This is a genomic window from Actinosynnema sp. NPDC049800, from assembly GCF_040656635.1.
Taxonomy (GTDB): domain Bacteria; phylum Actinomycetota; class Actinomycetes; order Mycobacteriales; family Pseudonocardiaceae; genus Actinosynnema.
This window is the reverse complement of the sequence record NZ_JBFAMT010000004.1, coordinates 321,326-345,698: the sequence shown is the minus strand read 5'-3', so window position 1 is coordinate 345,698 and position 24,373 is coordinate 321,326. Positions and strand designations below refer to the sequence as shown.

Below are 24,373 nucleotides of genomic sequence, written 5' to 3'. Positions count from 1 at the left end.
GGGAACACCCGGTCCCATTCCGAACCCGGTAGTTAAGCCTTCCAGCGCCGATGGTACTGCACTCGTGAGGGTGTGGGAGAGTAGGACGCCGCCGAACATACTTCACCCTCAGGGGCACTCGTTTACTCGAGTGCCCCTGAGGGTTTTTTGGCGTTCGACGCAGTTTTTCCACGTGACCGCGAACCCTTTCCACGTGACGGCGAACCGTCACTTTCCGGCGGCTTCGACCGCTATTCGGGCGACGCGCTTGGCGCGACCGGGTGACGCTCCGTTTGCCGCGGTTGATCGTCCATACCGTAGCCGGCATGAGCAGCGGTAGCGGGACGAGGGAGGCGTCGGTGCCATGGCGCGCGCGCAGACAAATGAGACGAAGAGGCAGGCACGTCCGTGCCCGCCCGTCGTCGTCGGACACACCGATGTGGGCTTCGGCCGTTCTCGGCCTGGTGGTCCTCGTCGCTTTGATCTTGTTGTTGTTGACCTACGTCTGACTCGGAGTCATTCGACGGGCTTCAGGTCACCAGTGGGAAAACGGCGTTCGTTGCGCTCGATCTTGGCGAACGCGGCCTCGATCAGGTCGACGTCCAGCTTGTCGGCCAACCGCACCAGGTAGTGCATGACGTCGGCCAGCTCGTCACGGACGTTCCACGCCAACTCGGGGTCGTCCATCGCGTGCGCGGCCTGCTCGGGCGTGAGCCACTGGAACAGGTCGGTCAGCTCCCCGACCTCCCCGGACAACGCCATCACCAGGTTCTTCGGGGTGTGGTACTCGTCCCAGTCACGCGCGGCGGCGAACCGGCGCAGCGCGTCTCGCAGGTCTTCCAGGTTCTTGCCCGCTGAATCCGCACCCACTGCATCCGTGCCCACAGAGTTCATACTCGCAGAGCTACCACACGGTGGTCGCTGGGCCGCACGCCGCGTACCCGTTTGAACGCCGTGCTGAACGCGAACCCGTCGCCGTAGCCGACCGCACGCGCCACGGACTCGACCGTGGCGTCCGGCTTGCCCAACAGGTCCGCGGCGACGTCCATGCGCCACTGGGTCAGGTACGTCAGCGGCGGCACGCCGACCAGTGCGGTGAACCGGCGCGCCAACGCCGCCCGGGACACCCCAGCGCGCGCTGCGAGTTCCGCGACGGTCCACGCACGCTGCGGCTCGTCGTGCATCGCGCGCAGGGCGGGGCCGACGGTCTCGTCGCTCAACGCCCGGTACCACGCGGGAGTGTTCGCCTCGGGCCGGGCGAACCACTCGCGCAGCGCGTACACCAGCAGGAGGTCCAGCAGTCGTTCGAGGACGATGTCCTGCCCGGCCTGGTCCCTCGCCACCTCCGCGGCCAGCACGTCCACCGTGGGGCAGTGCTCGTCGTCGCACGTCACGACGAAGGTCGCCGGCAGGGCGTTCAGCAGCCGCGCCGCCACGCCACCGTCGACGGAGTAGGCAGCGGTGATCACGAGCGACTCGCCGTCGTCGGCGAGGCCGTAGGTGCGGGTGCCGACGAGCCACTGCTCGCAGTCCGCCTCACGGACCTCGAGCTGAGGCGGCGTGGACGGGTCGTCGGCCAGGACGAACCGCTGCGGTCCGTGGATCAGGCCGATCGACCCCGGCCGCAGCAGGACCTGGGTCCCGTCCTCGGCCAGCAGCCAGGTGTCGCCGCGCACGGCGGCGACGAGCGTGAACGGACGCGTCTCCGTGAACGCCAGCGCCCACGGCGGCGAGGCGAACGAACGGCACACGTCGGCACTTCGGGCGCGCAAGCCGCGCAGGAGATCGGCGAGCGCGTCCTCGTCGGCCGCGGCGGAGACTTCAGCCGCGTTCACCTCAGCCACTCCGCAACCCCAGCCACGGCGTCCACGGCGCTTCCACGTCATCCATGTAGACGATTGAACATGCATCCGGGACGGTGAGCCATGTTCCGTCCGGCACGATCTTGATTGTCTTGTGGCATGACAATCCTGGTGCTCGGCGCGACCGGCAAGACCGGTCGCCGTGTCGTTTCCTCCCTCGACGCCCTCGGCGTCGACTACCGCGGCGTGTCCCGCAGCACGGAGATCCGCTTCGACTGGTCGGACCCGTCGACCTGGGCGCGTGCGCTCGACGGCGCCACCGCCGTCTACCTCGTGCCGCTCGCGATGAACCTCGACGACGCCGAGTTGGTGGAGTTCGTGCCGCAGGCCGTGGCGGCGGGTGTGCGGCGGATCGTCCTGCTGTCGGCGCGGGGCATCCCGACGGACGACGGTCGTGAGCGCGCCGTGCGGGAGTCCGGTGTGGACTGGACGATCCTGCGGCCGACGTGGTTCTCGCACAACTTCAGCGAGGACTACTTCCTGCCGGAGGTCCTGGCCGGCGAGGTCGTGTTGCCCGCGGGAACCGGCAACGGCAACGGCAACGGCGCCCACCCGTTCATCGACGCGCAGGACATCGCCGACGTGGCGGTGGCGGCGTTGACCCAGGACGGGCACGCGGGCGTCACGTACGAGCTGTCCGGGCCGGAGGCGTTGACGTTCTCCGAGGTGCTGGCGCGGATCGGTGAGGTGTCGGGTCGTTCGATCCGCATCACGGACGTGCCTGCCGCCGACTACACCGGCATGTTGGTGCAGGCCGGCATCGAGCCCGCGTACGCGGAGGTGCTGACGATGTCGCTGATCGCCATCCGCGACGGACACGACGCCGCGTTGTCCGACGGCGTGCCGTCCGTGCTGGGACGTGACGGGCGGCTGTTCGGCGACTACGCGAAGGAGTCGGCCGGCATCTGGGCCTGACGGGCCACCCGCGACGGGCCACCCCTGACAGGTCACCCTCGACAGGTCACCCCCGACGGGCCACAGGTCACTCCCTGACGAGGGTGAGGTTCGGCCTGGCGGTGCGGCCGGGGTCGCCCTGCCCCGGCAGGGCGGTGAGCACGAGGCCGAACACCAGCCCGTTCAGCTCCTCCACGTCCAGCAGGAGCTCGCGGGCGACACCGTGCGGCGTGGTGCCCTGGGCGCGCAGGGCGCGGAAGACCTTGGCGAGCAGCTGGGACGTCTCGCGGTGGGCCATCCCGACGGCACGGCGGGCCAGCTGGGCGCACACGGTCGCGTGCTGGGTCCGCGTCAACAGCCCCAGGTCGCGCAAGCGGTGCGCCAGGGTCACCGGGTCGACGTGCCAACCGGCGCTGTGCGCGACGACGTGCTCGGTGAGCGGGCCTCGGGCGACGCCGGCCAGCACGCCGGCGCGGGGCAGCAGGAACGCGGTGGCGAACGTTTGCGGGTCCGACGCCCCGGTCAGCCGCCCGAGCTCGCGCGCCGCGTCGAGGCGGGCCTGACCCGGCGCGACCGCCGGGTCCAGGAAGACGTACGGGGTGCCGTCGTGCCGGCAGGAGAACGGGCCGACGCCCGCGCAGTCCGGCGGCAGGGAGAAGACCCGGACGCCGTGCGCCTCCAGCAGGTGCACCATGTTGGGCGCGGGCCGGTGCGGGATGCCCCAGCGGGCGCGCAGCACCTCGGCCGCCGTCTCCGGGTCGGGGTGCTCCCACGTCGGCACGTCCGGCTCGGGGAAGGTGAACGCCCGCGTCAGCCAGCCGTCGAAGCCGATGGCCAGGCGGGCGGCGCCGATCGCGGCGTCCCGCTGCCGCTTGGCCGCCGGTCTGGTGAACGCCACCTCGACCTCCGGCACGTCGTCGGCTTCGAGGAAGCCTGGCGGGAAGCCGAGGGCCTCGGTGAGCCTGGCCGTGGTGGCCGGTCGTGGTTGGCGGCGGCCGTGCTCGTAGTCCCCGATGCTCGCCGGGCTCGTGCCCGCCTTGCGCGCCAGCTCCACCGCGGTGAGGCCGCGGCGGGTCCGGGCGAGGACGAGGCGGGAGGGCGTGAGCATGATCGCGCCATTCTCGCACCCGCCTACCGGCGCGGCGTGACGGTGACGTCCACCTCGTCCGGGCCGTCTGGATCGCGCGGGGTGGGCAGCGGGCCGAACACCAAGGGCGGCAACGTGATCCGGCGCGCCCACCGGTCGACGACCTGGCCCTGCGGCGTGGGTTCCGGCTGCGCCACCTCGCGCAGCACGACCAGCCGTTCGCCTTCCTGCCGGGGGTAGGTGACCAGGAACCACAGCTTCCACTCGTGCGTGTGCAGCGAGTCGAAGAGGGTGAACTGGTCGCTGTCGTTGCCGCGCATCATGGCGGCGATGGCCGGGCCCTTGGCGTAGTCGCTGCGCAGGGGTGCGCCGGGCGTGCCGGTGTGGCGGTTGCCCTGGAGCGTGCCGAGCACGACCGGTCTGGTGGGGTGCTGGACGAGGCCCGCGTTCCACTTGTCGACCCGCGTCCAGCCCTCCGCCACGAGGACCTCGCGGAGCCTGCCGACCCGGTGGATCCAGTCGAGCAGGCCGGCGCCGTTGGTGGGCCCGAGCGGGGGCGCGGAGGCCCGGGCGTCGACCCCGGCCCAGATCGCCTCGTCCAGGTGGTCGGTGCGCAGGCCGAGCTCCGCCAGCTGGGCGTGGTGCTCGGCGGTCAGCTCGGTGGCGTTCGACATCCTCATGCCCGGCACGGTAGCGCCGACCACCGACAATCCGGCCGCCGACGACCGGACCAGACGACCGGACCAGACGACCGGACCAGACGACCGGACCAGACGACCGGACCAGACGCCGGGCAGCCGGCAGCCGGCCGCCGCGGAACCTATGGTCGGAAACAGGGGCAGCGGGGACCGCGCCGGGAAGTGGAAGGATGACGTGGTGGATGCGCGGCGCAGGAACAACGTGGTCGTGACCGGCAACGCCGGCGGTCCCGTCGTCATGCTCGCGCACGGCTTCGGGTGCGACCAGACCATGTGGCGGCTGGTGGTGCCCGCGCTCGCCGCCACGTGCCGCGTCGTGCTGTTCGACCACGTCGGCGCGGGCCGGTCCGACCTGTCCGCGTGGGACGAGCGGCGTTATTCGACGCTCGACGGGTACACGCGGGACGTGCTGGACATCTGCCACGACCTCGACCTGCGCGACGTGGTGTTCGTGGGCCACTCGGTGTCGGCGATGGTGGGCGTGCTGGCGGTGGCCGCGGAGCCCACGACGTTCGCCAAGCTCGTGCTGGTCACGCCCTCGCCGCGGTACGTCGACGACGGCGACTACCGGGGCGGGTTCAGTGCCGCCGACATCGACGAGCTGCTCGACTCGCTGGACAGCAACTACCTGGGCTGGTCGGCCGCGATGGCCCCGGTGATCATGGGCAACGCCGACCGGCCGGAGCTGGCGGCCGAGCTGACCAACAGCTTCTGCCGCACGGATCCCGCGGTCGCGAAGGTGTTCGCCCGCACGACGTTCCTGTCCGACAACCGGGCGGACCTGGCCGCGGTGACCGTGCCGACGCTGGTGCTGGAGTGCGAGCAGGACGTCATCGCGCCGCCCGAGGTGGGCGCGTACGTCCACGCGCGGATCCCGGGCAGCAAGCTCGTCACGCTCCCCGCCACGGGCCACTGCCCGCAGCTGAGCGCACCCGAGGCCACCGCGGCGGCGATCGCCGAGTTCGTGGCGGACACCGCGTGACGGGCGACCGCGAGGCGTTCTCGGCGTTGTTGGAGGACAGCGCCGACGACCTGTACGAGAACGCGCCGTGCGGCTACCTGTCCACCATGCTCGACGGGCAGATCGCGAAGGTGAACGGGACGCTGCTGCGGTGGCTGGGGTACGAGCGCGTGCAGCTGGTGGGTCGGCTGCGGTTTGCGGACCTGCTCACCGTCGGCGGCAAGCTGTACCACGAGACGCACTTCGCGCCGTTGCTGAGGATGCAGGGCGAGGTCGGCGGCGTGGCGTTGGAGATGGTCGCGGCCGACGGCACGCGGCTGCCGGTGCTGGTGAACTCCACCCTGAAGACGGGCGGTGACGGTGAGCCGTTGCTGATCCGCACCACGGTGTTCGACGCGAGCGACCGCCGTGCGTACGAGCGGGAGCTGCTGCGCGCCCGACAGGAGGCGGAGCGGGAGCGCGACGAGATCCGGCGGCTCGCGACGACCCTCCAGCGCACCCTGCTGCCGCCGGTGCTGCCCGCCGTGCCGGGCGTGGAGACGGCGACGCACTACCACCACGCGTCGCCGTTCGAGGTGGGCGGCGACTTCTACGACCTGTTCCCGCTGGCGGACGGCCGGTGGGCGGTGTTCCTCGGCGACGTGTGCGGCAAGGGCGCGAACGCGGCGGTGGTGACGTCGCTGACCCGCTACACGCTGCGTTCGGCGGCCGTGTACGACCCCGACCCGGTGGCGGTGCTGACCAACCTCAACACCGTGCTCAACCAGGAGGTGGACACCGGGTACCCGCGGTTCTGCACGGTGACGTTCGGCGTGCTGACCGTCGAGGAGGACCGCTGCACGCTCACGCTGGCGGCCGGCGGCCACCCGCCCGGCCTGCTGCTGCGCGCGGACGGCACCGTCGAGTACGCGGAGATGCCCGGTGGTCAGCTGATCGGGATCCTGCCGGACGCGCGGGTCGTCACCACGACCGTCCACCTGGCCGCCGGTGACACGTTCGTGCTGTACACCGACGGTTTGATCGAGGCGCGGACCGGTCCGGAGACCCGCTACGGCGAAGAGGAGCTGCTGGCGTTCGCGGCCGGCCTGCCCCCGGTGTCCGCGGCGGGGGCCGTGGACGCGTTCGTCGGCCTGCTGGACCGGCTGGGCGACGGCGTCGAGGACGACACGGCGGTGCTGGCGATCGGCGTTCCGGCCGGTTAGCGCGTTCGGCGGCGCGCGGGCGGTCCGAGCAGCCGTCGGCCCGTGACCAGGGCGATGGTGGCGAGCACGAGGGGCGTGGCCAGCAGGAGCATGAGCGCCCACACGCCGGGCCAGGAGGTGGCGCGGGCGTCCGGGTCGAGCTGCCCCGACGACAACCGCCGCGACAGCCCGAGTGACAGGCCGCCGAAGGCGAACATGGTCATGAAGAGCGACGACGTCCACGCCACGACGATCCCCGAGCGCAGTTCGCGGACCTTGTGCAGGTCGAGGTGCTCGGCCGACACGTGGCGTCGGGCGGCGAGGAGGAAGGCGCCCGCCAGCACCACCATGACCATGCTGCTGCCGACGAGCGACCAGCTGAAGACGCCGAGCGCCGGGTAGACGGGCGGCAGGTGGCCGCCGAGCAGCGCGAGCAGCGGGATCAGCACGAGGCAGGCGGTGATCAGCAGCACGGCGACCCGTCGGCAGCTCGTGCGGATCCGGTGCGCGTGCGGCGCCGGGATCCACAGGTACCGGGGTGGTAGGGGCGGCGGCGGGTAGCTCACGGTTCTGCCACTCCGTTCTGCCGGCCCGGTCGGGACGACCTCATGCCGGTTCGCGCCACCGGACGTTCTTGCGGTGCGTAGTCAACCAGGTTCGGAAAGTAGTCGGTCGATCAGGGTTCCCAGACCTGGATCGCCCTGACCACGAACGGCGCGTCGGGGACGTAGGTGCCCTTGCCCGGGTAGGTGGTGAACTCGGCCTCGGTCGAGCACGTCACCCGCTGGTAGACCGAGGTGTCCCGGGTCAGGTTGTTCACGAACGAGCGCGCCACGAAGCCGTCGGGCAGCGGGATGCACTCGCGCGGGTTCGCGGACTCCAGGTCGAGCCGGTGGGAGTCGCCGGTGTACCGGGTGCCCGACCACACGCAGAACTCGCCGCGGTCGCAGGTCGGATCGGGTTGGTGCGCCACCGCCGTGCCGCTCGAGGCCAGGGCTCCGGTGGTGAGGACCAGGGCGGTCACGAGGCCGCGGGTCGTCATCGAGGTCACCTCCACCGCTCCAGGGTGCTGTGGTCGGCGGCGGCGTGGGGTCCCGGCGACCGCCGTTCACCTGATTGTGTGGGCAGGTCCTGGTTTCGGCAGGGCGAGGCGGCCGGCGAGGCGGAGGGCGTCGTGCGGTGCGACGGCGTCGGTGTCGTTGTCGAAGTAGACGTAGACGTCGTGGTCGGCGGCCCAGGCGCGGATCTTCGCGGACCACTCGTCCAGTTCGTCGTCGGTGTAGCTGCCGACGTACAGGGCCTGGTTGCCGTGCAGCCGGACGTACGCGAAGTCCGCCGTGACGTCTTCGAGGTAGGGGAACCGGTCGGCGGAGTGGGAGACGACCAGCGCGATCCCGTGCGCGCGGAGGAGGTCGTGGAACTCCGGGACCTGGAACGTCGGGTGCCGGACCTCCAGCGCGTGCCGCAGGGGCCGGTGGGCGTCGGTGGTGGTCCAGGTGCGTTCGTCGGACAGGCGGTGGTCGTGCCGTTCGGCGAGCGCGGCCGCGGCGGTCGTGGTGCGGGGGAGGAGGTCGAAGAACGTGGTCAGCCGGTCGGGGTCGTAGGCGGTGGTCGGGGGCAGCTGCCACAGCACCGGTCCGAGCTTGGGGCCGAGCGCCAGCACGCCGGAGGCGAAGAAGTTGGCCAGCGGGATCTCCACGTCGCGCAACTGCTTGAGGTGGGTGATGAACCGGCCGCCCTTGACCGCGAACAGGAAGTCGTCCGGCGTCTGCCGCGCCCACGCCCGGTAGCTGGAGGGGCGTTGCAGGGAGTAGAAGGAGCCGTTCAACTCGACCGACGTGAGGAGCCCGGAAATGTGCTCCAACTCCCGCCGCTGCACCAGACCTTCCGGGTAGAACGCACCGCGCCAGGTCGGGTACACCCAACCTGACGTCCCGACCCTCACCTCTCCCGTCACGTCGTCGGGATACCCGGGTGATCTCCGGCGTACCCCGCGAGCCGGTGGGACCATGCCGGTGTGGGATTCGCCGACCGCGTTCTCCAACTGCTCGCCGAGCACCCGGAAGGGCTCAGCGACGGTGAGATCGCGGCCGCGCTGCACACCAACCACTCGCAGGCGAACATCTACTGCCGCCGGTTGGCGAGGGAAGGGCGCATCGCCCGGGACGACTTCGCCCGCCCCATCCGCAACCGCTTGCCCGACCTCGCCGTGTCGCCACGTCGCCGGGAAGCAATGCCTGCGCCCAGCCCCTCGCCGGGGAGTCGGGCCGAGACGGACCGCCGGGAGGAGGTCGTTCAGAAGCGCCTGGTCGCGTGGTTGGTGCGCGAGGGCTGGGACGTGCTGCGGGTCGCGGACACCGCCTCCCGTGAGCGCGGTACCGACATCCGGGCCGAACGCGCCGGAACGCCGCTGCACGTCGAGGTGAAGGGCTACCCGTCGACGTCCTACGCCGACCCACGGCGCGTGCACGAGGCCAAGCCGACGCAACCGGCCACCCAGGCGCGCGTGTGGTTCGCGGGTGCGGTGGTGAAGGTGCTGCAGCTCCGGGAGGAGTACCCGGACGACGAGGTGGCGTTGGCCCTCCCGGACGTGCCCACCTACCGGTCGTTGATCCGCACGATCGAGACGACGGTCGTCACCATGCGCGTGTCGGTGCTGTTCGTCGCGGACGATGGCTCGGTCGAGGCGCGGTGGGGAACCACTGCTTGACCTCCACCGCACTCGAAGGTGCAAGTTGGTGCGCATGGACGACCGCACACTTGACGCCTACCTGGCCAGGATCGGCGCGACGCGCGCGAGCACCCTGGTCGAGCTGCACGAACGGCACGTGGCCACGGTGCCCTTCGAGAACCTCAGCATCCACCTCGGCGAGCCGATCGTGCTCGACGAGGACCTGTTGGTAAACAAGATCGTCAACCGGCGGCGCGGTGGGTTCTGCTACGAGCTCAACGGGGCGTTCGCGGCGTTGCTGAGGGCGTTGGGGCACGACGTGCGGATGCTGTCGGCCAAGGTGTTCAACGACGGCGCGTACGGGCCGCCGTTCGACCACTTGGCGTTGCGCGTGGGCGATCTGCTCGTCGACGTCGGTTTCGGGCGGTTCAGCCTGCGGCCGTTGGACCTCGTCAGCCGGGAGGACCAGCACGATCCCGCCGGTGTGTTCCGGATGGTCGACACACCGGAGGGGGACGTGGACGTGCTGTTCAACGGCGTGCCCCAGTACCGCCTCGAACTGCGCCCGCGCGCGTTGGAGGAGTTCCGCGCCACGTGCTGGTACCAGCAGACGTGGCCGGAGTCGCCGTTCCGGCGCGGTGCGACGTGCTCGCTGCCGACGGCGACCGGGCGGATCACCATCGCGGAGAACAAGTTGATCACCACGACCGGTGACGACAAGGTGATCGAGGAGCTGGACGACGACGCGTTGCTGGACGCCTACGCCAAGCACTTCGGCGTCGTGCTGAACCGCGTGCCCCGGCTCGGCTGACCGCACCTCCCCTGACCGTGCCTCGGCTGACCGCGGCTCGGTTGACCGCGCCTCAGTCGAGGCGTTCGGCGAGCGCGAGGGCGTCGAACGGCGCGGCGCCGCCCATCGTGTTGTCGAAGTAGACGTACACGTCGCGCTCGGCCGACCACTCGCGGAACCGCGAGGCCCAGCGGTCCAGGGCCGCGTCCGAGTACGCGCTGACGTACAGCTCTTCGTCGCCGTGCAGGCGGGCGTAGACGAAGTCGGTGGTGAGCTCGCGCGGCTCCGGGAAGCGGCCCGCGGATTCGGCGACGACGAGCGCGACGTCGTGCTCTGCCAACAACTCCACCAGCTCGGGCGTGTCCCAGCTCGGGTGCCGGACTTCGAGCGCGTGCCGGACCGGCGGGCCCGGCAACAGGTCCAGGAACGCGGCGAGCCGCTCGGGCCGCCACGGCAGCGTCGGCGGCAGCTGCCACAGGATCGGCCCGAGCTTCGGGCCGAGGTCGAGGACGCCGGAGCCGAAGAACTCCTCCACGTCCTCCCGGACGTCGCGTAATCGCTTCGTGTGCGTGATCTCCCGATGCCCCTTGACGGCGAACACGAAGTCCTCGGGGGTGCGTTCGAACCACGACTTGAAGTCCGTCGGCTTGCGCAGCCCGTAGAACGAGCCGTTGATCTCGACCGTGTCGAAGCGGCGTGACAGGAACTGCAATTCCAGCCGCTGTTGCAACCCGCGCGGGTAGAACTCACCACGCCACTCGGGATAATGCCAGCCGGAGGTGCCGATTCGGATCTTGCCCACGGTGATCTTGTTGCCCATCCGGGTCACCGCCCAAACGTGTTCGGCTAGAAGCCCGCGCCGTCCAAGGCGCCACTCACCACGCGATCGACGCGCGCCTGTTGCGGATCACGCGCCAACGCCTCCGTGCACGGGCAACCGGCCAAGTCGTTGCCGCACAGGTACACGCCGAGCACGCGCAGGCTGCGCGCCGTCTGCCGCAACCGCGCCGCACCCCGCAACCGCACCTGCCCGTACACCGCCTTGGCGAGCTGGTACGGCACACCGGGCCCGAGGTCGACGCACGCCTGGCTGTCCAATTCCTCCGCCACGTGCGCGATGGGTCGGCACCCGTACGCCCGCGCCGACCGCACGAGCCGCTGGTCCAGCCTCGCCACGAGCCGCTTGGCCACCTCGTCCCGCCACGCCCGGTCAGCGCGCAAGTACGCCACCAACTCCTCCACGCGCACGGGATCGGGCCGGGGACGGCGGGCGCGCGCTCTTCGTCGTTGCGACATGACTCTCAAGATCGTGCGTCGCAATCCGTCGTGAGCACCCCTCACCCGCCTGCGCGGTCAGAGCACTCGTGCGCACTAGTACCTCGGATACCGAGAGATACTGCCTGCCGTCACGCGCCATTTCCCCAAGTACTCCCGAGTTTCGGCAGCGGACTCGCTTCCCCGGCTTCGTGTTCCACGGACGTCCCCCGTCGCCGATCTCGACGTCGGGCACGACGACCTTCGTTCCGTTGGGCACTGACCGGTTCGCTCTACTTCCAGCAGTAGCCGGCCGCCCGAAGGGCGGTGCCGCCGAACCGCGCCCCGCTGCTCCAGCGGGACTGCTCGACCTCGCCCGGTGTGTCAGCACATGCCACGGGGGCGAACCCCCGTGGCATGTGCAGGTCGCCCGCGTCAACCGGTCGATTCGGCGGGTCGGTTCTCTTGTGTGCCATGGCGACCAGCTGCGTGCGCGTCGGAATCTCCGCCCTCGGGGCGTCGACTGCGTGCAGTGGAGCTCACAGTGCAGCCGGCGCCTTCTTGTACCAACCGGCGATGACCTCCACGAGGTGGATGATGTTCTGCGTCCGCATGATCGGCGCGGCTGCGTTGGGCTCGAAGTCGACCTCGGCGTTGGTGCTGCGCCAGATGCTGGTCTCGGTGACCGGCGCAGCCATGTGCCGGTCGAGACGCTTGAAGAACTCGGTGATGTCGTTCAACTCCGCGGGGTTGTCCCCCGAACGCAGCACGTGGAAGACGCCACCCAACACGCGCAACATACCCACCGATCCCAGGAGCGACCTGCGCCGCAACTCCTGGGACATGGTGGGCTCACCGACCTTCCGGCTCAGGTCGGGGTCTTCCTCGGTGATGGCGGCGAGGGCGCTGAACGCGTGGGAGATGGCGTCGAGGAAGTCCTTGACCTGCTCGATCACCTCACCGTCGGTCAGCGTCTGCTCGGCCTTCTTGGTGACCCGACCGCCGGGCCCCGCGATAACCGCCCGAGTGATATCGGCGACGTGTTTGGCTCCCAGCAAGTGCGGGTTCTTCGCCGTCATGCGGTCCTGCTCGGCGTCCACCCGCCCCTTCAGCAACGGGTGGTCGATGACATCCGACAGCGTGCGGTTGGCGACCTTGTAATTGTCGAACCGGGCCCGAACGGCGCTGCTGATTCCCTTGGCGTTGTCGGCGACGTCGACGAACATCTGCTGTGCCTTGATGGGATCGGGCTCGACGTAGATGTCGAGGCCGACGTACTCGTCCTTCAACCGGTTCATCTGGCTGATCAGCTTCTCGCGGTCGGCCTGCAGCTTGGCCGACTTCTCGGTGCTGACCTTGCGGGCCATCTCGCGGTCAACGGCGGTGATCGCATCGGTGATGCGTTGCTTCTCGATGGCGACACCGAGAACGCGGTGCTGGCCGTCGATCGTCCGGAGGGACGAGATGCCTCCGATCGCCCACGGTACGGTGAGGTAGCCCACGGCACCGTGCTCGTCGACCTTCTCGAAGAGGCAGCCGCCGCTGTCCCGCGCCAGCAGGGCAGGGGCGACCCAGTCCTGCTTGTTGTCCAGGTACTGGCCGAACTGCTTGGCGTGCAGTCGGTCGACCTTGCGGTTGTCCTTGTCGACGTTGTTCGGATCGGGCACCGGCAGAATCGTGGGCAGGTCCAGGAGGGGGACCCTGGTCGTGCAGACGGAGCGTCCACCCTGCATGGTCTTGATGGCCAGGTAGGTGCTTGAGTCCTGCGGCTTGGACAAACGCAGCGGATCGATGGAGATGCTCAATGTGAGTCCTCGTCGGATGTGCCGGTACTGATCCGAGGTACTTCGTCGGAATTCGCGCCCGGTAACCTTGGAGTGACGAACTTGACGATTCGTCACGTTTTCTGCCTTGGGTACGTCGGATGGCCCTGTCGTCAGGGCGGCGGATCAGTGCACGCAGTTCAGTGCTCGGTTCGGCATGATTCGTTGTGAGACATATAGAACGTGGACGTGTCATCGTTACACCGGATCGGCTGAGGAACCCGGTCGGCGGCACCTCAGCCGGTAACGGTGAAACGGCTCGGTTCCGCCAGTACCGCCGACGCGCCGTCGAGATCGGCCAGCCGCGCCGCCAGGGTCGCCGTCGCGAGCGCGTGGGGGAGCGCTCCACCGAACTTCAAGCCTTCCAGTGCCCGCTCGTCGACCTCCGGCAGGCACAAGCGCTCAGTTGCGTCCGTCAGCGCCGCCCGCCACCCGTCCACTGTGACGTCAGTGCGGAGCCGGATCGACGCGTCGTCCGCGCGTTGCTTGGCATCGGTCAGTTCGGACAGCGTCGAGGCGAGGGTGGCGTTCGCCCGATAGCCCGCCCAAGTCCACCAGCGCACGTCCATGCCGTCACGGGCCACGACCGTTCCGCCCGGGTGGACGGTGCTGCTCGCGTCCTCACGCTCCTCGGTCAACGCGCGCTGAGCCCGCTGGGTGATCTTCACGGGCGGATCACTGCCCAGCAGCACGTCCCGAACCGCGCGACTCAGCTCCAGTGAGGCACCACTCAACCCAGGGGTGTGCCAGCGGGCCTTGCCGCCACCGGTTGCCTCTTCCACGAAACAGCGACGCCGTTTCCAATCGATCCAACCGACCTTCCAGCTCCGGCCACCCAGGAGCAGCAGACGAGGCCCCTCCACCTTCTCGGTGAGCAGCGCAGGGTCGGTGCGCCCGATCTCGCGGCGGCCATGCAGAACGGTGAACTGAGGCGGCGCGGTGAACACCGCCGTCATGTCCATGAAGTGCCTGCGCCCGAAGCGCTGTTCCGCCGCGGGACCGATGAACAGCAGGTCGCCGTCCCGGTCGAGGAAGCCGTTGTCCACCAGGTACCGCAGGATCGGCTCGGCGCTGCGGTCGAACGGCGCCAAGCCGTTCCACCCCTCCACCCACAGCCGGTCGCCGATGCGGTTCTCCTGGAGCGCGAGCGCCAACAGTTGCTGCGCGACGATGTGCCGCGGCTGTGCCGGCGCGGTGACCGGTTCGACGAACCCCTTGCTCCACAGCAGAAGTAGCCCTGCAACCCAAGGCACCTGATTGCGTCTGATGGCGAGGAACAGACAGTTGCGAACTGTCCCGGCCCGGCGACCGGTGCGCCCGAGGCGTTGCAGGAACGACGCCACTGAGCTGGGAGCGTTGATCTGGATGACCCGGTCCAGGTCGCCCACGTCGATGCCCAGCTCCAAAGTGCTCGTGGACACGATCACGCAATCGCGGGCTTCGGCGAACGCCAGTTCAGCTCGCCGCCGCTCATCCACGGATAGGGACGCGTGAGACAGGAACGTGGTGACGCCACGGCTCCGGATCGCCTCGCCCAGTTCTTCCACCAGCTGTCGCGAGTCGCAGAACACCAGCCGCTTCTCCCCTCGGTGCAGCGAGGAGATCACCGTGGCCGCGTTGGACACCGAGCCCACGTAGTCCAGCTCGATCTCGCCGACCGAGGCGGGGTTCACCGCGGCGCCGGTGACACCTGGCGCGATCACCCGAGCCGGGCGCGTCCCCTGACCGGAACCCTGCAACCAGGTCAGCAGGTCACGCGGGTTGCCGACCGTCGCGGACAGACCGACCCGCTGGATGCGTCGCCCGACCACCCGTGTCAGGCGCTCCAAGACGGCCAGCAGGTGCCAGCCTCGATCGTCCCCGGCGAAGGCGTGCACCTCGTCCACCACCACCGCGCGGAGACCGGCGAAGAACGTGCCGTGCTCCACCTTGACGCTGACGAGCATCGCCTCCAAGGACTCCGGCGTGGTGAGCAGGATGTCCGGCGGGTCGCGGAGGATCTTCTGGCGAGTGGCCTGGGTCGTGTCGCCATGCCACAGGCCGACCCGCCGCCCTAGCCACGAGGCGTAGCCCTTCAAACGGGGGTGGAGATTGTTCAGAAGTGCCTTGAGCGGGCACACGTAGATGACCGACAGGCCGGTCCACTTGTGCCGCTCCATCGCGCTGAGCAGCGGGAAGCAGGCTGCTTCCGTCTTGCCCCCGGCGGTGGGTGCCAGCAGCACGGCGTCGTCTCCGTCCACCAGCGGCCCCACCGCCTCGGCTTGCAACGGCCTCAGCGAACCCCACCCAAGCGTGTTGACGATGTGGTGCACCAGCGCCGGGTGCAGGCCGTCGAGGCCGGTGGTCACGGCAGGTCCAGCTCGATGTCGTCGGCGGAGCGCGCTGCGGCGTTCCGCTCGACCTCCGTCAGCTCGGACCGGGTCAGGGTGAGGGCGTAGTGCCTGCGCGGGTCGAAGTCGTCGTGCTCGTCCACGCGGTCCAGCACGTCGGCGACCAGCTTGCGCAGGAAGATCCGCGGCGCCACACCCACCTGGCCACCGAGACCGCCGGTGACCGCATCGGAGAGCTGAGCGATGTACGCGTCATCCACCACCGACGACACGCGGTCGGGGTGGCGTGCCACGCCCGCGTACAGGTCGCGCACCGCCCGTCCCAGCTCCCCCAGTTTGACCAGGTCGAACCCGGGCAGCCGAAGCTGAACCGCCCGAGGGGAGTCGAACTTCGGGTCGGTCGTGAAATCCGTGGCCAGCCGCTGCGCCAGAGGCGGGAGCCGCTGCACGCCCTGCTGCCCGTCGAAGAACGCCGGCGTCCCGGTGATCACCAGGAACAGGCCGGGAAAGCGGCCCGCGTCGATCTCGTCCAGCAGTTGGCGCAGCGCGTTGAGCCCCTTCTCCCGGACATCGCCGCGAACTCGCTGAAGTGTCTCGATCTCGTCGAGCACCAACAGCAGGCCTGGGTGCCCGGCGTCGCGCAGCACGGTCAGCAGACCCTGGAGGAAGCCCAATGCCTGGAAGTGGTCGATGTCGCCCTTGACGCCCGCCGTGCGCTTGGCGCCGGCTGCGACGTGTGGCTGACCCGCGAGCCAGGCAGCGAGGCCGTCCGCGGTGTCGCCGTCCCCGACGGCCACGGCCTTGCGGTAGCCGCGCAGGCCCGCGGCGTAACCGGGCGTGGTGCGGGCGATCTGGCCGAGCCTCAACTCCAGCAACGCGTCGACCGCGTCACCGAGCCGGTCGGCATCGGAGTCGTCGACGTCGCCTTCGGTGAGGACGTCCTCCTCCAACGCGAACAGCCAGCTGTCCAGCACCGAGCGGAACGCACTGGGCGGGCTGACCGCGGTGGTCAGGTTCTCGCAGAGCCGCCGGTACACCGTCTCCAAGCGGTGCAACGGCGTCTCGGTCTCGGAGACCTGCACCTCGCTGACCGCCATGCCCACGGCCTTGGCCCGCTCGGCGAGCCAGCGGGCGAGGAACGTCTTGCCCGCGCCGTACTCGCCGCGCACCGCCTTGAACCCCGCCCCGCCCGCGGCGCACGCTGCGAGTTCCTCGTCCAACGTCGGTGCGAGCCGGTCCATCCCGACGGCGAACAAGTCCAAGCCGCTCTCCGGCACGGTGCCGCGCCGCAGTGCCGCGAGCACCGCACGTCTGCGTGCCGGACTGACGGTCTTCATCAGCGTCCTTCGGGGAACTGCTCGTCCAGCAGCTTCTCATTGATCACGACCGTGCGCCCGTCGTCGATCAGGTCCACCACTGGGAACTGGTCGATGTTCAGCACTCGACCGAGAGCCGCGACCAGACCACGCGGGTTGCGCCCCGGGGTACCCGCGGCCCGCAGGACGTCCGCGACGGGCAACCTGCCCCCGGCGGTGAGCACGGCGTCCACCACGTCCCGGAAGACCTCCGGTTTCAGGACCCGGTTGGCGGGCTGGCCCTTGTGCGTGTTGACGAACGTCTCGCCGGCGATCAGAAGGGTGCCACGTGACACGGTGTCCTCGGCGAAGAGGTCCGCTTGGGGCGCGGGTGTCCTAGGGGTCCGCCGCTTGCTCTCGGGCGACGGCTTCGGCGGTCCGGCGGTCCGACGACCGGTCCACCAGTCCGGTGCGCCTTGGGAGTGCACCGACCACCCGTCCAGTTCCTCGACACCCGGCGGGAGGAGGACGACGAGCGGAATCGCCACCTCGGCGAGGGCCGCGCCGCCGTGGTAGCCGTGGGTGCGACCGCCGTAGCGGATGTCCTCCGAGGCGGCCAGCACCGCCGTCCCGCCGGGCACCAAGACCCGCGGACCGGTCAACACCACTTCATCGGGTCGCGTCTCACCGCTCGGCAACCGCCAGCGGGCGCCGCCGGTGGCGTCCGGCCGGTGTTCGGAGCCGTGCTCCAACACGTGGCCGTGGTCGCTGGTGAGCACGACGACCCAGCCACCCTCGGCGGCCCGGTCGAGCAGCTCCGGCAGGTGCGCCACGTCGCGATAGCCCCATGCCGGGTCCTCCGCCTGCCTGCCTCGGCTCAACGCGTCGTCGACGGTGTTCAGCACGACGGCCAAGACCTGCGGCTCGGCGCGCGGGGCGAACTCCGCGTCCAGTTCGGCTCCGAGATCCGCACCGGATGAGCCGGTTACGCCCGCCTTGTGCACCAGTACCGCCCGCGTTCGGGGCGGCCAGAACCCGTGCTTGGGGAACGCCCGGCGCTCGTCGTCCGCGGTCCCGGCGGCCAGCGACGCGGTCAACAGCGACGTCCGGCTGTAGGCCGTTTCGGTGGGGAACGCGGCCAGCACCGCCTCTCGCCCCCCACCGGGCGACCGCACCACCTCGGTCCAGCCGAGACGGGGGTTGTCCTCGATCGAACCGGCGATCTCGGCCGCCGCCGCGCCCGACATGCCGTCGACCACGACCAGTAGCACCTTGTGCTTGCGGGCGAGCGGTCCGACGACGTCGCGCAGGAGGGTCTCGACGGTGCCCACGCCGTCCGGGCGGGTGTAGGCGGCTTCGGGCAGGGCTCGTGCGAACTGCCGGTCCAGTTCTGCGCGTCGGGCTCCCGCGCGCTTCGTGATCCGGCCGAGAGCCTTGGCCACCACCGTGTTCGACGAGCCCCGGCGCACCTGGGTGAGCTCGCCGTCGACCCACGCCAGGTCGCGGGCGTGGCGTCGCAGCGCGTCCGGCACCGTGGTGATGTCGTGCGGTGAACTGTCGAGCCAGCGGCGCAGCCGAACCGCCGCGCGCAACCTGCGGACCTGTGGTCGTTGGTCGCCCGTGGCGTGGTGCTCCTCGACGGCCAGCAGGTCGGCTTCGTCCAGCGTGGTCGCCGCGCGCTCCATGCGCGAGACGAGTCCGCTGGGCAGCAGTCGGCTGTGGTGCGCCAACTCCACGGCGTTCAGCTGGGCCAGCAGTGCGTCCGCGTGGCGGACCTGCTGCCAGGCCCGCTGCGTGTCGGAGCGGGACACGAGTTCCATGGCAGCCGACGCCGCGACACTCAGGTCGGCGCGGGACGGCTCGTCGGACCCGAACCGCGAGTGCGCGAACGCGCCGAACGCCCGTGCGGCGGTCACGTCGTCTTCGGGAGCACGGGTCAGGACGTCGGCGACGAGGAGTTCGGGGACCACGTCGTCCCGGCCGGCGGCCAAGCGCAGCACCACGTCGGCGGCGCGGCCCAGACGTTCCACGAGGTGCTCGGTGATGCCCCGGCGTTCGTCGGCCCCGAGTTCGCGCCACCGCGTGACGGTCGCCAGGTCGTCCACAGCGGTGATCAACGCGCTGAGGTCCAGCGTCGCGTGGTCCACCGCCAACCGGTTGCGCACGACGTGACGCAACGCGACGTCGCGGCCGAACGACAGCCCGGTCGTGTTCGGCAGCCCTCCGGTGCGGGCCAGTTGCACCAGGGCGTCGACCAGCCAGGCGTTGTCCCGGCCGCGCAGGCGCGGGTCGAGCTGCCTGGTCCGCAGCAGGTCTTGCAGCAGGGTGTACTTGCTCACCTCGTGCAGCTGCTCCCGGTGCAGCCGCGCCCTCACGGCGTCGCCGAGTTCTTCCTCGTCGCAGTCGGTCAGCACGACCAGCACTTCGTAGGTCGAGCCGTCCGCCGGCGGCAGGGCCAGCGCGGACAGCACGGAGAGCACCGACGGGCAGGCGACGTAGCGGACGGGGTGCCCGCGCACTTCACCTTCGGCCGGTCCGTGCCACACCGGTTCGTGCCGCGTCCGCACACCGATCACGACTCGTCCGGGGTTCCCGTTGCCCGCCGCGTCCAGCTTCTCGACGATGTCTGTCACCCGGCTGACGACGGCGTTCTCGATCGCGGAGTCGAGGTCGGTCGAGATCATCCGCCCTCCACGACGCGGAACGTCACCTCGATGGTCGCGTCAGGGTGCTCCTCGCCGAACTTTCGCAGCTCGCCGAGGACGTCACCGAGGCTGCCCTTGGCCTGACGCGCACCGGGCGCGGGCTCCGGCGCCGGCGGGGGAGTGGTGCCGCCAGGGGGCTGTGGGCGGGGCTTCGGCGGCCGGAACAGCGTGATCAGGCGACGCTTCGCCTGGTCGAGCGCCTTGCGCATGGGCACGGCGTGCTCGTTGGCGTTCGCGCCCACGCGCAGCTCGGCCGCCACCTCGGCGGCGGCGGGGTCGTCGAGCATGTCGAGGATGTCCCAGTCGGCGGTCCGCAACGCACCCGCCACCTCGCCGGCCGACTCCAGCGACTTGCTGACCAGCATCGGTTCGACGCCACCGAGGTCGGCGTCCGCGAGCGCCTCGACCAGCTTGGTCGGGTCGTGCACCGCGTGCAGCCCGGTCACCAGGTCGCGGGCGACGACGGCCACCCGGTAACGGCCGTAGGACGCGCCGAGGTCCAAGCCGAGACGGATCGCGTGCTGGTCGAGCACCTCCACCAGCTCCACGGCGGGCAGGCGCACCTGGTCGACCTTGGCCCGCACGGCCCGCGAGAACTTCGCCACGGCACGCGGGGAGATCACGGCGGTCCGCAGTGACCTGCCGGTGAGGGCCTCCGCCAGCCGGCAGGCCGTCTCCCACTGCTCTACCGACGGCAGGGCTTGCCGGTAGAGCACCATGTCGTCGGCGAGGTCCTTCGGCGTCTCCGGCGGGTCCATCCGCCGGTCGCCGCGCATCCAAGCCCGGTGGGTCAGCTCGGCGAAAACGGCGATCACCAAGTTCTCCACCACGCGTTCCATGCCCAGGTGGCTCAGCCAGCCCCGGACGGTCCGCACGGTCAGCTCCCCGTCGCCGTGCTCTTGGGCGGCACGCCGGTCCAGTTCGTCGGCCCAGTACCGGCCCAGCACGAACGGCCCGTTGTGTTCCTCGCCGAGCCGGAGCGGGTGTGCGATCCGCCGAAGGGCCTCGCGGTCGGCTCGTTCGACCTCGATGCGGCCCTCCGGCGCGTCGGCGGCCATCCTGACGAGCGTGAGCGTCGTGCGGAGGTCGGCATCCCGGACGATGTCGCCCTTGCGCTGGGGGTCGAAGTCGGGGTGGTCGGGATAGGTCGCGGCGTAGAGCTGGTCCACCAGGGAGCGCAGGGCCTCCGCGAACGAACGGCCGGCGTCGATCTTGGGGTTGACCGTCGCATCGAGGCTGACCAGGTGGTCGTTCCAGTCCTGGACGATCTCCTCCTTCGGGCGGCTGATCAGCCCGTAGGCGTTCTTCAGCGCGTCCCGCAGTTCGTTGCGCAGCGAACTCCGGAGGTTGCCCAGGAGGTCGTGCGCGCGCCTGCGGTCCTCGGGTCCGATCGTCCGGGTGTGCTCCTCGAGCCTGGCCCGGTCGCCGAGTAGATAGTTGACCTTGATCAGCCTGCCGAGCTTGTCGAGCACGTCAGAGGTGAAGAACCCTGGCAACCACGCCACGGCCGGGCGGTTGCCCCCCAGCGCCCGTAGTTCGAGCACACGGATGCGGTCCTGGGCCGCGGACTGGTTGTCGGGGTCGAACGGGTAGTCGAGCATCAGCCGCCAGCGGCCGTCCACGGACGGCTCGAACAGGTCGTCGCGCAGCTCCTGGCGGTCCCGCACGTTGCCGTACACGATCTCGAGGGTGCGCCGGCTGCCTCGCCACACCACCGGGTGTTCGACGGGAGTCGTGCCAGTGTCGGTCACGCCGAGTTCGGAGAAGAGCAGTTCGCGGACCAGTTTGCGGCGCGCGGGCTGCTGGTCGAGCGAGACGACCCGGTCGAGGATCGCGTTGACGTTCACCCCGACCAGGTTGAGCCGCACGCTCGGGTCGCTGCCCTCGCCGAGTTGCAGCTCGGCGACGCGGCTGGCCCAGCTGCGCAAGCGGCGGACGACCTCGCCGACCTCCTGACCTGGGATGAGCGCGGTGATGGTGCCGTGATTGAGCGCGGCGAGCCGGCGGGCGGTGAGGTCGCGCAGCGCCTCCACGTCCGGCGCGAGCGCTGCCAGCAGCAGCGTCTTGACCAGGCGGTCGTCGCTACGGAACGCACGCAGCACGGCCGGGTCCGCGTCCGCCTGCCCCGCGACCTGCTCCTCGCGCAGGTCGCGGTCGCGCAGCAGCATCGGCCGCAGGGTGCGCTGGTAGAGGGTGCGTGCCTCCTCGAACTCGTGCTTGAGCTGCTCGGTGAACGGCTGGTCGGCACCGTCGGCGACAGCGTCGAACAGGTCGCCCAGCGGCACGAGCTGACCCAGGCGGAAGTCCTCGCGCCGGTTCACCAGGATCTGGCGCATCAGCAGCAGCGCGGTGCGTTCCCGCTGCAACGCCGACGACACGTGGACCAGCGTGTCCATGAACGCCGGGCTGAACGGGTAGGTGCGCTCGAACGAGCCGCCGTCACCCCCGCCGATCAGGACGTCCCGCACGGAGCCCGGCAGCGCGAACGTCCGCTGGAACGCCTGCCGCATCTGCTCCTCCTTGCCCGGCAGGGGCTTGAGGACGCGTTCCTGGGCGATCAGCGGCAGGTTGCGGTCTTCGAGCGTGATGCGCTCGATGCGACCGTCCCAATGGTTGAGCCGGTCGTGGAACGACTGGAGTTCGGCGCCGGTGCGCTCGGCTCCGATGCCCAGTTCCCGGAGGTCGCGCTGACGTGCGATGAAGCTGATGATCGGCGCGGGTCGGTGCGCGTCGCCTGCCTCGACCAGCTTGGCGACCTTCTCCGTCTCCCGGCTGATGAACGCCTGGTCGCCGATCTTGCCCGCCAGCCACAGGACCAGCTCGTCCAGGAACAGCACGATGCCGTCGTAGCCAAGTTCCTTGGCGTGTCGGCTGATCTCAGACAAGCCCTGGTCGAGCGGCTTGAACGCGCTGGCCGAGCCCCGCACAGAGTCGACGTAGTTCGGGAAATACGCCTCGATGACCTTGGTGATCAGGTCGTCGGACGCGGGGCTGCCGATCGGGGCGGCGAACCCCTCGTCCAGCTTCTCCGGGGTCATCGCCTGGCCGAGGTCGCCCCAGCCGGTGTCGGCCTCGTTGGGGAACCCGGCGAGGAACCGCTCGTCCCCGAGCTTCTCCCGAAGCCTCCGCGCGTCATCGAGCAACCCCTGGGCGCGGTAGACCTGCGGGATCTTCTTGCCCGGCTCGTGGCGGCGGATGTGCTCCACGTAGCCGCCGAGGATGGCGGCCTCCAGGCTCTCCGACCCGGTCAGGTGGTAAGGGACCAGCAGGAAGCGCTTGGCGCCCAGCCAGGGATGCCTCGTGGTGACCTCGGCCAAGTCGGCCCGGTCCAAGGCGCCGGGGTGCCCGTCGAGCAGGGCGTGCAGCACCGCCATGAAATGGCTCTTACCGGAGCCGAACGAGCCGTGCAGATAGGCGGCCTTGGAGCTGTGCTCGTCCAGCGCGGACTTGATCAGGCCGAGCGCCTCGCCGAACGCCACCCGGAGCTGGGGTGTGACGACGTAGCTGTTCAGCGCCTGGTCACGCTTGGTGTCGACGCCCTCGGTCAACTTGAGGACGAAGTCGCCCCGGTGGACGCCCTCCGGGATGTCGATCAGCTCCCGGAGCAGCGGCGCGGTGCTCGGCCCGGCGGTGGTCACGCTGGAGAACCCCCTGGTTCGCATTCTGTCGAAACCGACGGTAGCCGCCCCACCGTAGTCGGCCGGATCGCCGCCGGTCAGCCCACCCGGACCAGGCTCGCACGACGGTGAGGGCGGCCCTGATTGTCGTTATAGGACTGACGGCCTTCGGCGTTTCAGGCATCACCCGTTCGGCTCAACGCCGACGTGGTCGTGCGAGGATCGGTGGTGTGAACAGCCGCCGGCCTGCGAAGAACGCGATGCCGGTGAGCACTCCCGGCGTGACCATGAGCGACAGCACCACCCACGCGGCGGCCGGGTAACGGGCGGCCGGGCCGCTGGTCGCCATCGAGAGTCCCAGTACCAGGCCGGCACCGGAGAACACGGTGCAGAACAGGCCGAGTCCCCAGATCACACCCAGTGACCTGCGCGTCGTCAACGCCTCAGGCAGGTCCAGGTGGTCGCCCGTCACATGCCGGCGAGCACTTCGGAGCACGATGGCCGCGATGAACACCTGGACCACGCCGATGGTCGCGAACGTCCAGCTGAGGAAGCCGAGCGCGGGGTAGAGCGGTGGCAGCCGGTCACCGAGCAGCACGATCGTCGGAGCCAGCAGGACCCCGGCGGTGATCAGGGCGGCACCGAGCCGTCCGCAGGCCCTGCGGACCTCGTGCGCACGTGCCTCCGGGATCCGCACGTGGCGCCGGGGCGGCGGTGGCAGCGGGTAAGTCGTGAACCCTGCCTTGTCCGCACTCGGAGGCGCGTCCTGTCGGACGGCAGTTGGGATCGGATCCAGGAGACGGCGTCCCACGAAGAACAGGACGCCGGTCAGCACCGGCGGTGCGGCCAGCAGGCACAGCTGCGCCCAGATGGCGACCGTGAAGCGCACCTCCGGGTGTTCAGGATCGCCCACCTGGCTCACGATCGTGCCGATGAAGGCGAAGCAGGCCAGGAACGAGAAGAACACCGCGGTCGCCCACATCGCGGCCAACAGCCGCCTCGTCCTCCGCGCGCCCGCCGCGTCGAGGTAGCCGCCTTGGAGGAGGGATCTGATGCCCGTCAGGCCCAAGGCGGCGTAGAGCACGGTGAACACCGAAGCCGCGCCGATGATCCACGCCATCGTGTTCATCGGGTGGTACGCGGTCGGGAGGCGCAGGCCGAGCAGCACGATCGCCGTCGCGAGCACGGGGCTCGCGACGGCGAACAACCGGCCCGTCGAAGCGCAG

Annotated in this window: 20 protein-coding genes and 1 rRNA gene; 6 read left to right on the top strand and 15 right to left on the bottom strand. The window is 70.3% G+C overall.

The genetic code is table 11. From position 1 onward, the window contains the following. Positions 1-97: ribosomal RNA gene (gene rrf / locus AB0I91_RS08605) — 5S ribosomal RNA — on the top strand; the annotation flags it as partial. A gap of 398 nt (positions 98-495) precedes the next feature. Here rrf and AB0I91_RS08600 read toward each other — a convergent pair. Continuing rightward, a complete protein-coding gene (locus tag AB0I91_RS08600) occupies positions 496-864 on the bottom strand; it encodes a nucleotide pyrophosphohydrolase (RefSeq protein WP_498786886.1) in 369 nt (122 codons plus the stop codon). A gap of 5 nt (positions 865-869) precedes the next feature. After that, positions 870-1,814, bottom strand: coding sequence for an AraC family transcriptional regulator (locus AB0I91_RS08595; protein ID WP_498786885.1), 945 nt, complete (start codon positions 1,812-1,814; stop codon positions 870-872). Positions 1,815-1,940: 126 nt separating this feature from the next. On the opposite strand from AB0I91_RS08595, the gene AB0I91_RS08590 reads away from it, so the two are divergent. Continuing rightward, positions 1,941-2,756, top strand: a complete 816-nt coding sequence (locus AB0I91_RS08590; protein WP_499636135.1) for an NAD(P)H-binding protein — start codon at positions 1,941-1,943, stop codon at positions 2,754-2,756. Between the two features lie 67 nt (positions 2,757-2,823). Here AB0I91_RS08590 and AB0I91_RS08585 read toward each other — a convergent pair whose 3' ends face one another. Both AB0I91_RS08585 and AB0I91_RS08580 read right to left on the bottom strand, forming a co-directional pair. Further along, the gene (locus AB0I91_RS08585) at positions 2,824-3,843 is read right to left on the bottom strand and encodes a helix-turn-helix domain-containing protein (protein ID WP_498786883.1); all 1,020 of its coding nucleotides are present in this window, start codon (positions 3,841-3,843) and stop codon (positions 2,824-2,826) included. A gap of 23 nt (positions 3,844-3,866) precedes the next feature. After that, positions 3,867-4,502 (bottom strand): hypothetical protein, encoded by a 636-nt coding sequence (locus tag AB0I91_RS08580; RefSeq protein ID WP_498786882.1) that lies wholly within the window; start codon positions 4,500-4,502, stop codon positions 3,867-3,869. Positions 4,503-4,698: 196 nt separating this feature from the next. Between AB0I91_RS08580 and AB0I91_RS08575 the strand changes: the two genes are divergently transcribed. Both AB0I91_RS08575 and AB0I91_RS08570 read left to right on the top strand, forming a co-directional pair. After that, complete coding sequence (locus AB0I91_RS08575) at positions 4,699-5,502, top strand: alpha/beta fold hydrolase (RefSeq protein WP_499617269.1); 804 nt, start codon at positions 4,699-4,701, stop codon at positions 5,500-5,502. After that, positions 5,499-6,683, top strand: a complete 1,185-nt coding sequence (locus AB0I91_RS08570; protein WP_498786880.1) for a PP2C family protein-serine/threonine phosphatase — start codon at positions 5,499-5,501, stop codon at positions 6,681-6,683. The genes AB0I91_RS08575 and AB0I91_RS08570 overlap by 4 nt, the downstream gene beginning before the upstream one ends. Here the strand turns inward: AB0I91_RS08570 and AB0I91_RS08565 are convergent. From AB0I91_RS08565 to AB0I91_RS08555, 3 genes are all read right to left on the bottom strand, one after another. After that, positions 6,680-7,228 (bottom strand): hypothetical protein, encoded by a 549-nt coding sequence (locus AB0I91_RS08565; protein ID WP_499636131.1) that lies wholly within the window; start codon positions 7,226-7,228, stop codon positions 6,680-6,682. The two genes, AB0I91_RS08570 and AB0I91_RS08565, sit on opposite strands and share 4 nt — an antisense overlap. Before the next feature lie 110 nt (positions 7,229-7,338). Continuing rightward, positions 7,339-7,704, bottom strand: coding sequence for a peptidase inhibitor family I36 protein (locus tag AB0I91_RS08560; RefSeq protein ID WP_499636129.1), 366 nt, complete (start codon positions 7,702-7,704; stop codon positions 7,339-7,341). Between the two features lie 66 nt (positions 7,705-7,770). Continuing rightward, the gene (locus AB0I91_RS08555; protein ID WP_499636126.1) at positions 7,771-8,619 is read right to left on the bottom strand and encodes a DUF72 domain-containing protein; all 849 of its coding nucleotides are present in this window, start codon (positions 8,617-8,619) and stop codon (positions 7,771-7,773) included. 60 nt (positions 8,620-8,679) lie between these two features. Between AB0I91_RS08555 and AB0I91_RS08550 the strand changes: the two genes are divergently transcribed. Then, on the top strand, positions 8,680-9,372 hold the full coding sequence (locus AB0I91_RS08550; protein WP_499636124.1) for a hypothetical protein: 693 nt from the start codon (positions 8,680-8,682) through the stop codon (positions 9,370-9,372). A 34-nt stretch (positions 9,373-9,406) separates the two neighbouring features. After that, positions 9,407-10,144 (top strand): arylamine N-acetyltransferase family protein, encoded by a 738-nt coding sequence (locus AB0I91_RS08545; RefSeq protein WP_499636121.1) that lies wholly within the window; start codon positions 9,407-9,409, stop codon positions 10,142-10,144. Between the two features lie 52 nt (positions 10,145-10,196). Here AB0I91_RS08545 and AB0I91_RS08540 read toward each other — a convergent pair whose 3' ends face one another. The 8 genes from AB0I91_RS08540 to AB0I91_RS08505 all read right to left on the bottom strand — a co-directional run bounded on the left by AB0I91_RS08540 (position 10,197) and on the right by AB0I91_RS08505 (position 24,354). Next, on the bottom strand, positions 10,197-10,943 hold the full coding sequence (locus AB0I91_RS08540) for a DUF72 domain-containing protein (RefSeq protein WP_499636118.1): 747 nt from the start codon (positions 10,941-10,943) through the stop codon (positions 10,197-10,199). Positions 10,944-10,969: 26 nt separating this feature from the next. Beyond that, positions 10,970-11,419 carry a hypothetical protein gene (locus AB0I91_RS08535; protein ID WP_230571397.1) on the bottom strand — a complete coding sequence of 150 codons (450 nt, stop codon included), beginning with the start codon at positions 11,417-11,419 and terminating at the stop codon, positions 10,970-10,972. Between the two features lie 497 nt (positions 11,420-11,916). After that, positions 11,917-13,182, bottom strand: coding sequence for a DNA sulfur modification protein DndB (locus AB0I91_RS08530; RefSeq protein ID WP_499636115.1), 1,266 nt, complete (start codon positions 13,180-13,182; stop codon positions 11,917-11,919). A 254-nt stretch (positions 13,183-13,436) separates the two neighbouring features. Beyond that, complete coding sequence (locus AB0I91_RS08525; RefSeq protein ID WP_499636112.1) at positions 13,437-15,548, bottom strand: DEAD/DEAH box helicase; 2,112 nt, start codon at positions 15,546-15,548, stop codon at positions 13,437-13,439. Next, positions 15,545-16,867 (bottom strand): BREX system ATP-binding protein BrxD, encoded by a 1,323-nt coding sequence (brxD, locus tag AB0I91_RS08520; protein ID WP_499636110.1) that lies wholly within the window; start codon positions 16,865-16,867, stop codon positions 15,545-15,547. The genes AB0I91_RS08525 and brxD overlap by 4 nt, the downstream gene beginning before the upstream one ends. Next, positions 16,867-19,509 carry a BREX-2 system phosphatase PglZ gene (gene pglZ / locus AB0I91_RS08515; RefSeq protein ID WP_499636107.1) on the bottom strand — a complete coding sequence of 881 codons (2,643 nt, stop codon included), beginning with the start codon at positions 19,507-19,509 and terminating at the stop codon, positions 16,867-16,869. Before pglZ ends, brxD begins: the two co-directional genes overlap by 1 nt. Continuing rightward, positions 19,506-23,192, bottom strand: coding sequence for a DUF6079 family protein (locus AB0I91_RS08510; protein ID WP_499636104.1), 3,687 nt, complete (start codon positions 23,190-23,192; stop codon positions 19,506-19,508). Before AB0I91_RS08510 ends, pglZ begins: the two co-directional genes overlap by 4 nt. Before the next feature lie 151 nt (positions 23,193-23,343). Next, the gene (locus AB0I91_RS08505; protein ID WP_499636102.1) at positions 23,344-24,354 is read right to left on the bottom strand and encodes a hypothetical protein; all 1,011 of its coding nucleotides are present in this window, start codon (positions 24,352-24,354) and stop codon (positions 23,344-23,346) included. Positions 24,355-24,373 lie beyond the last annotated feature (19 nt).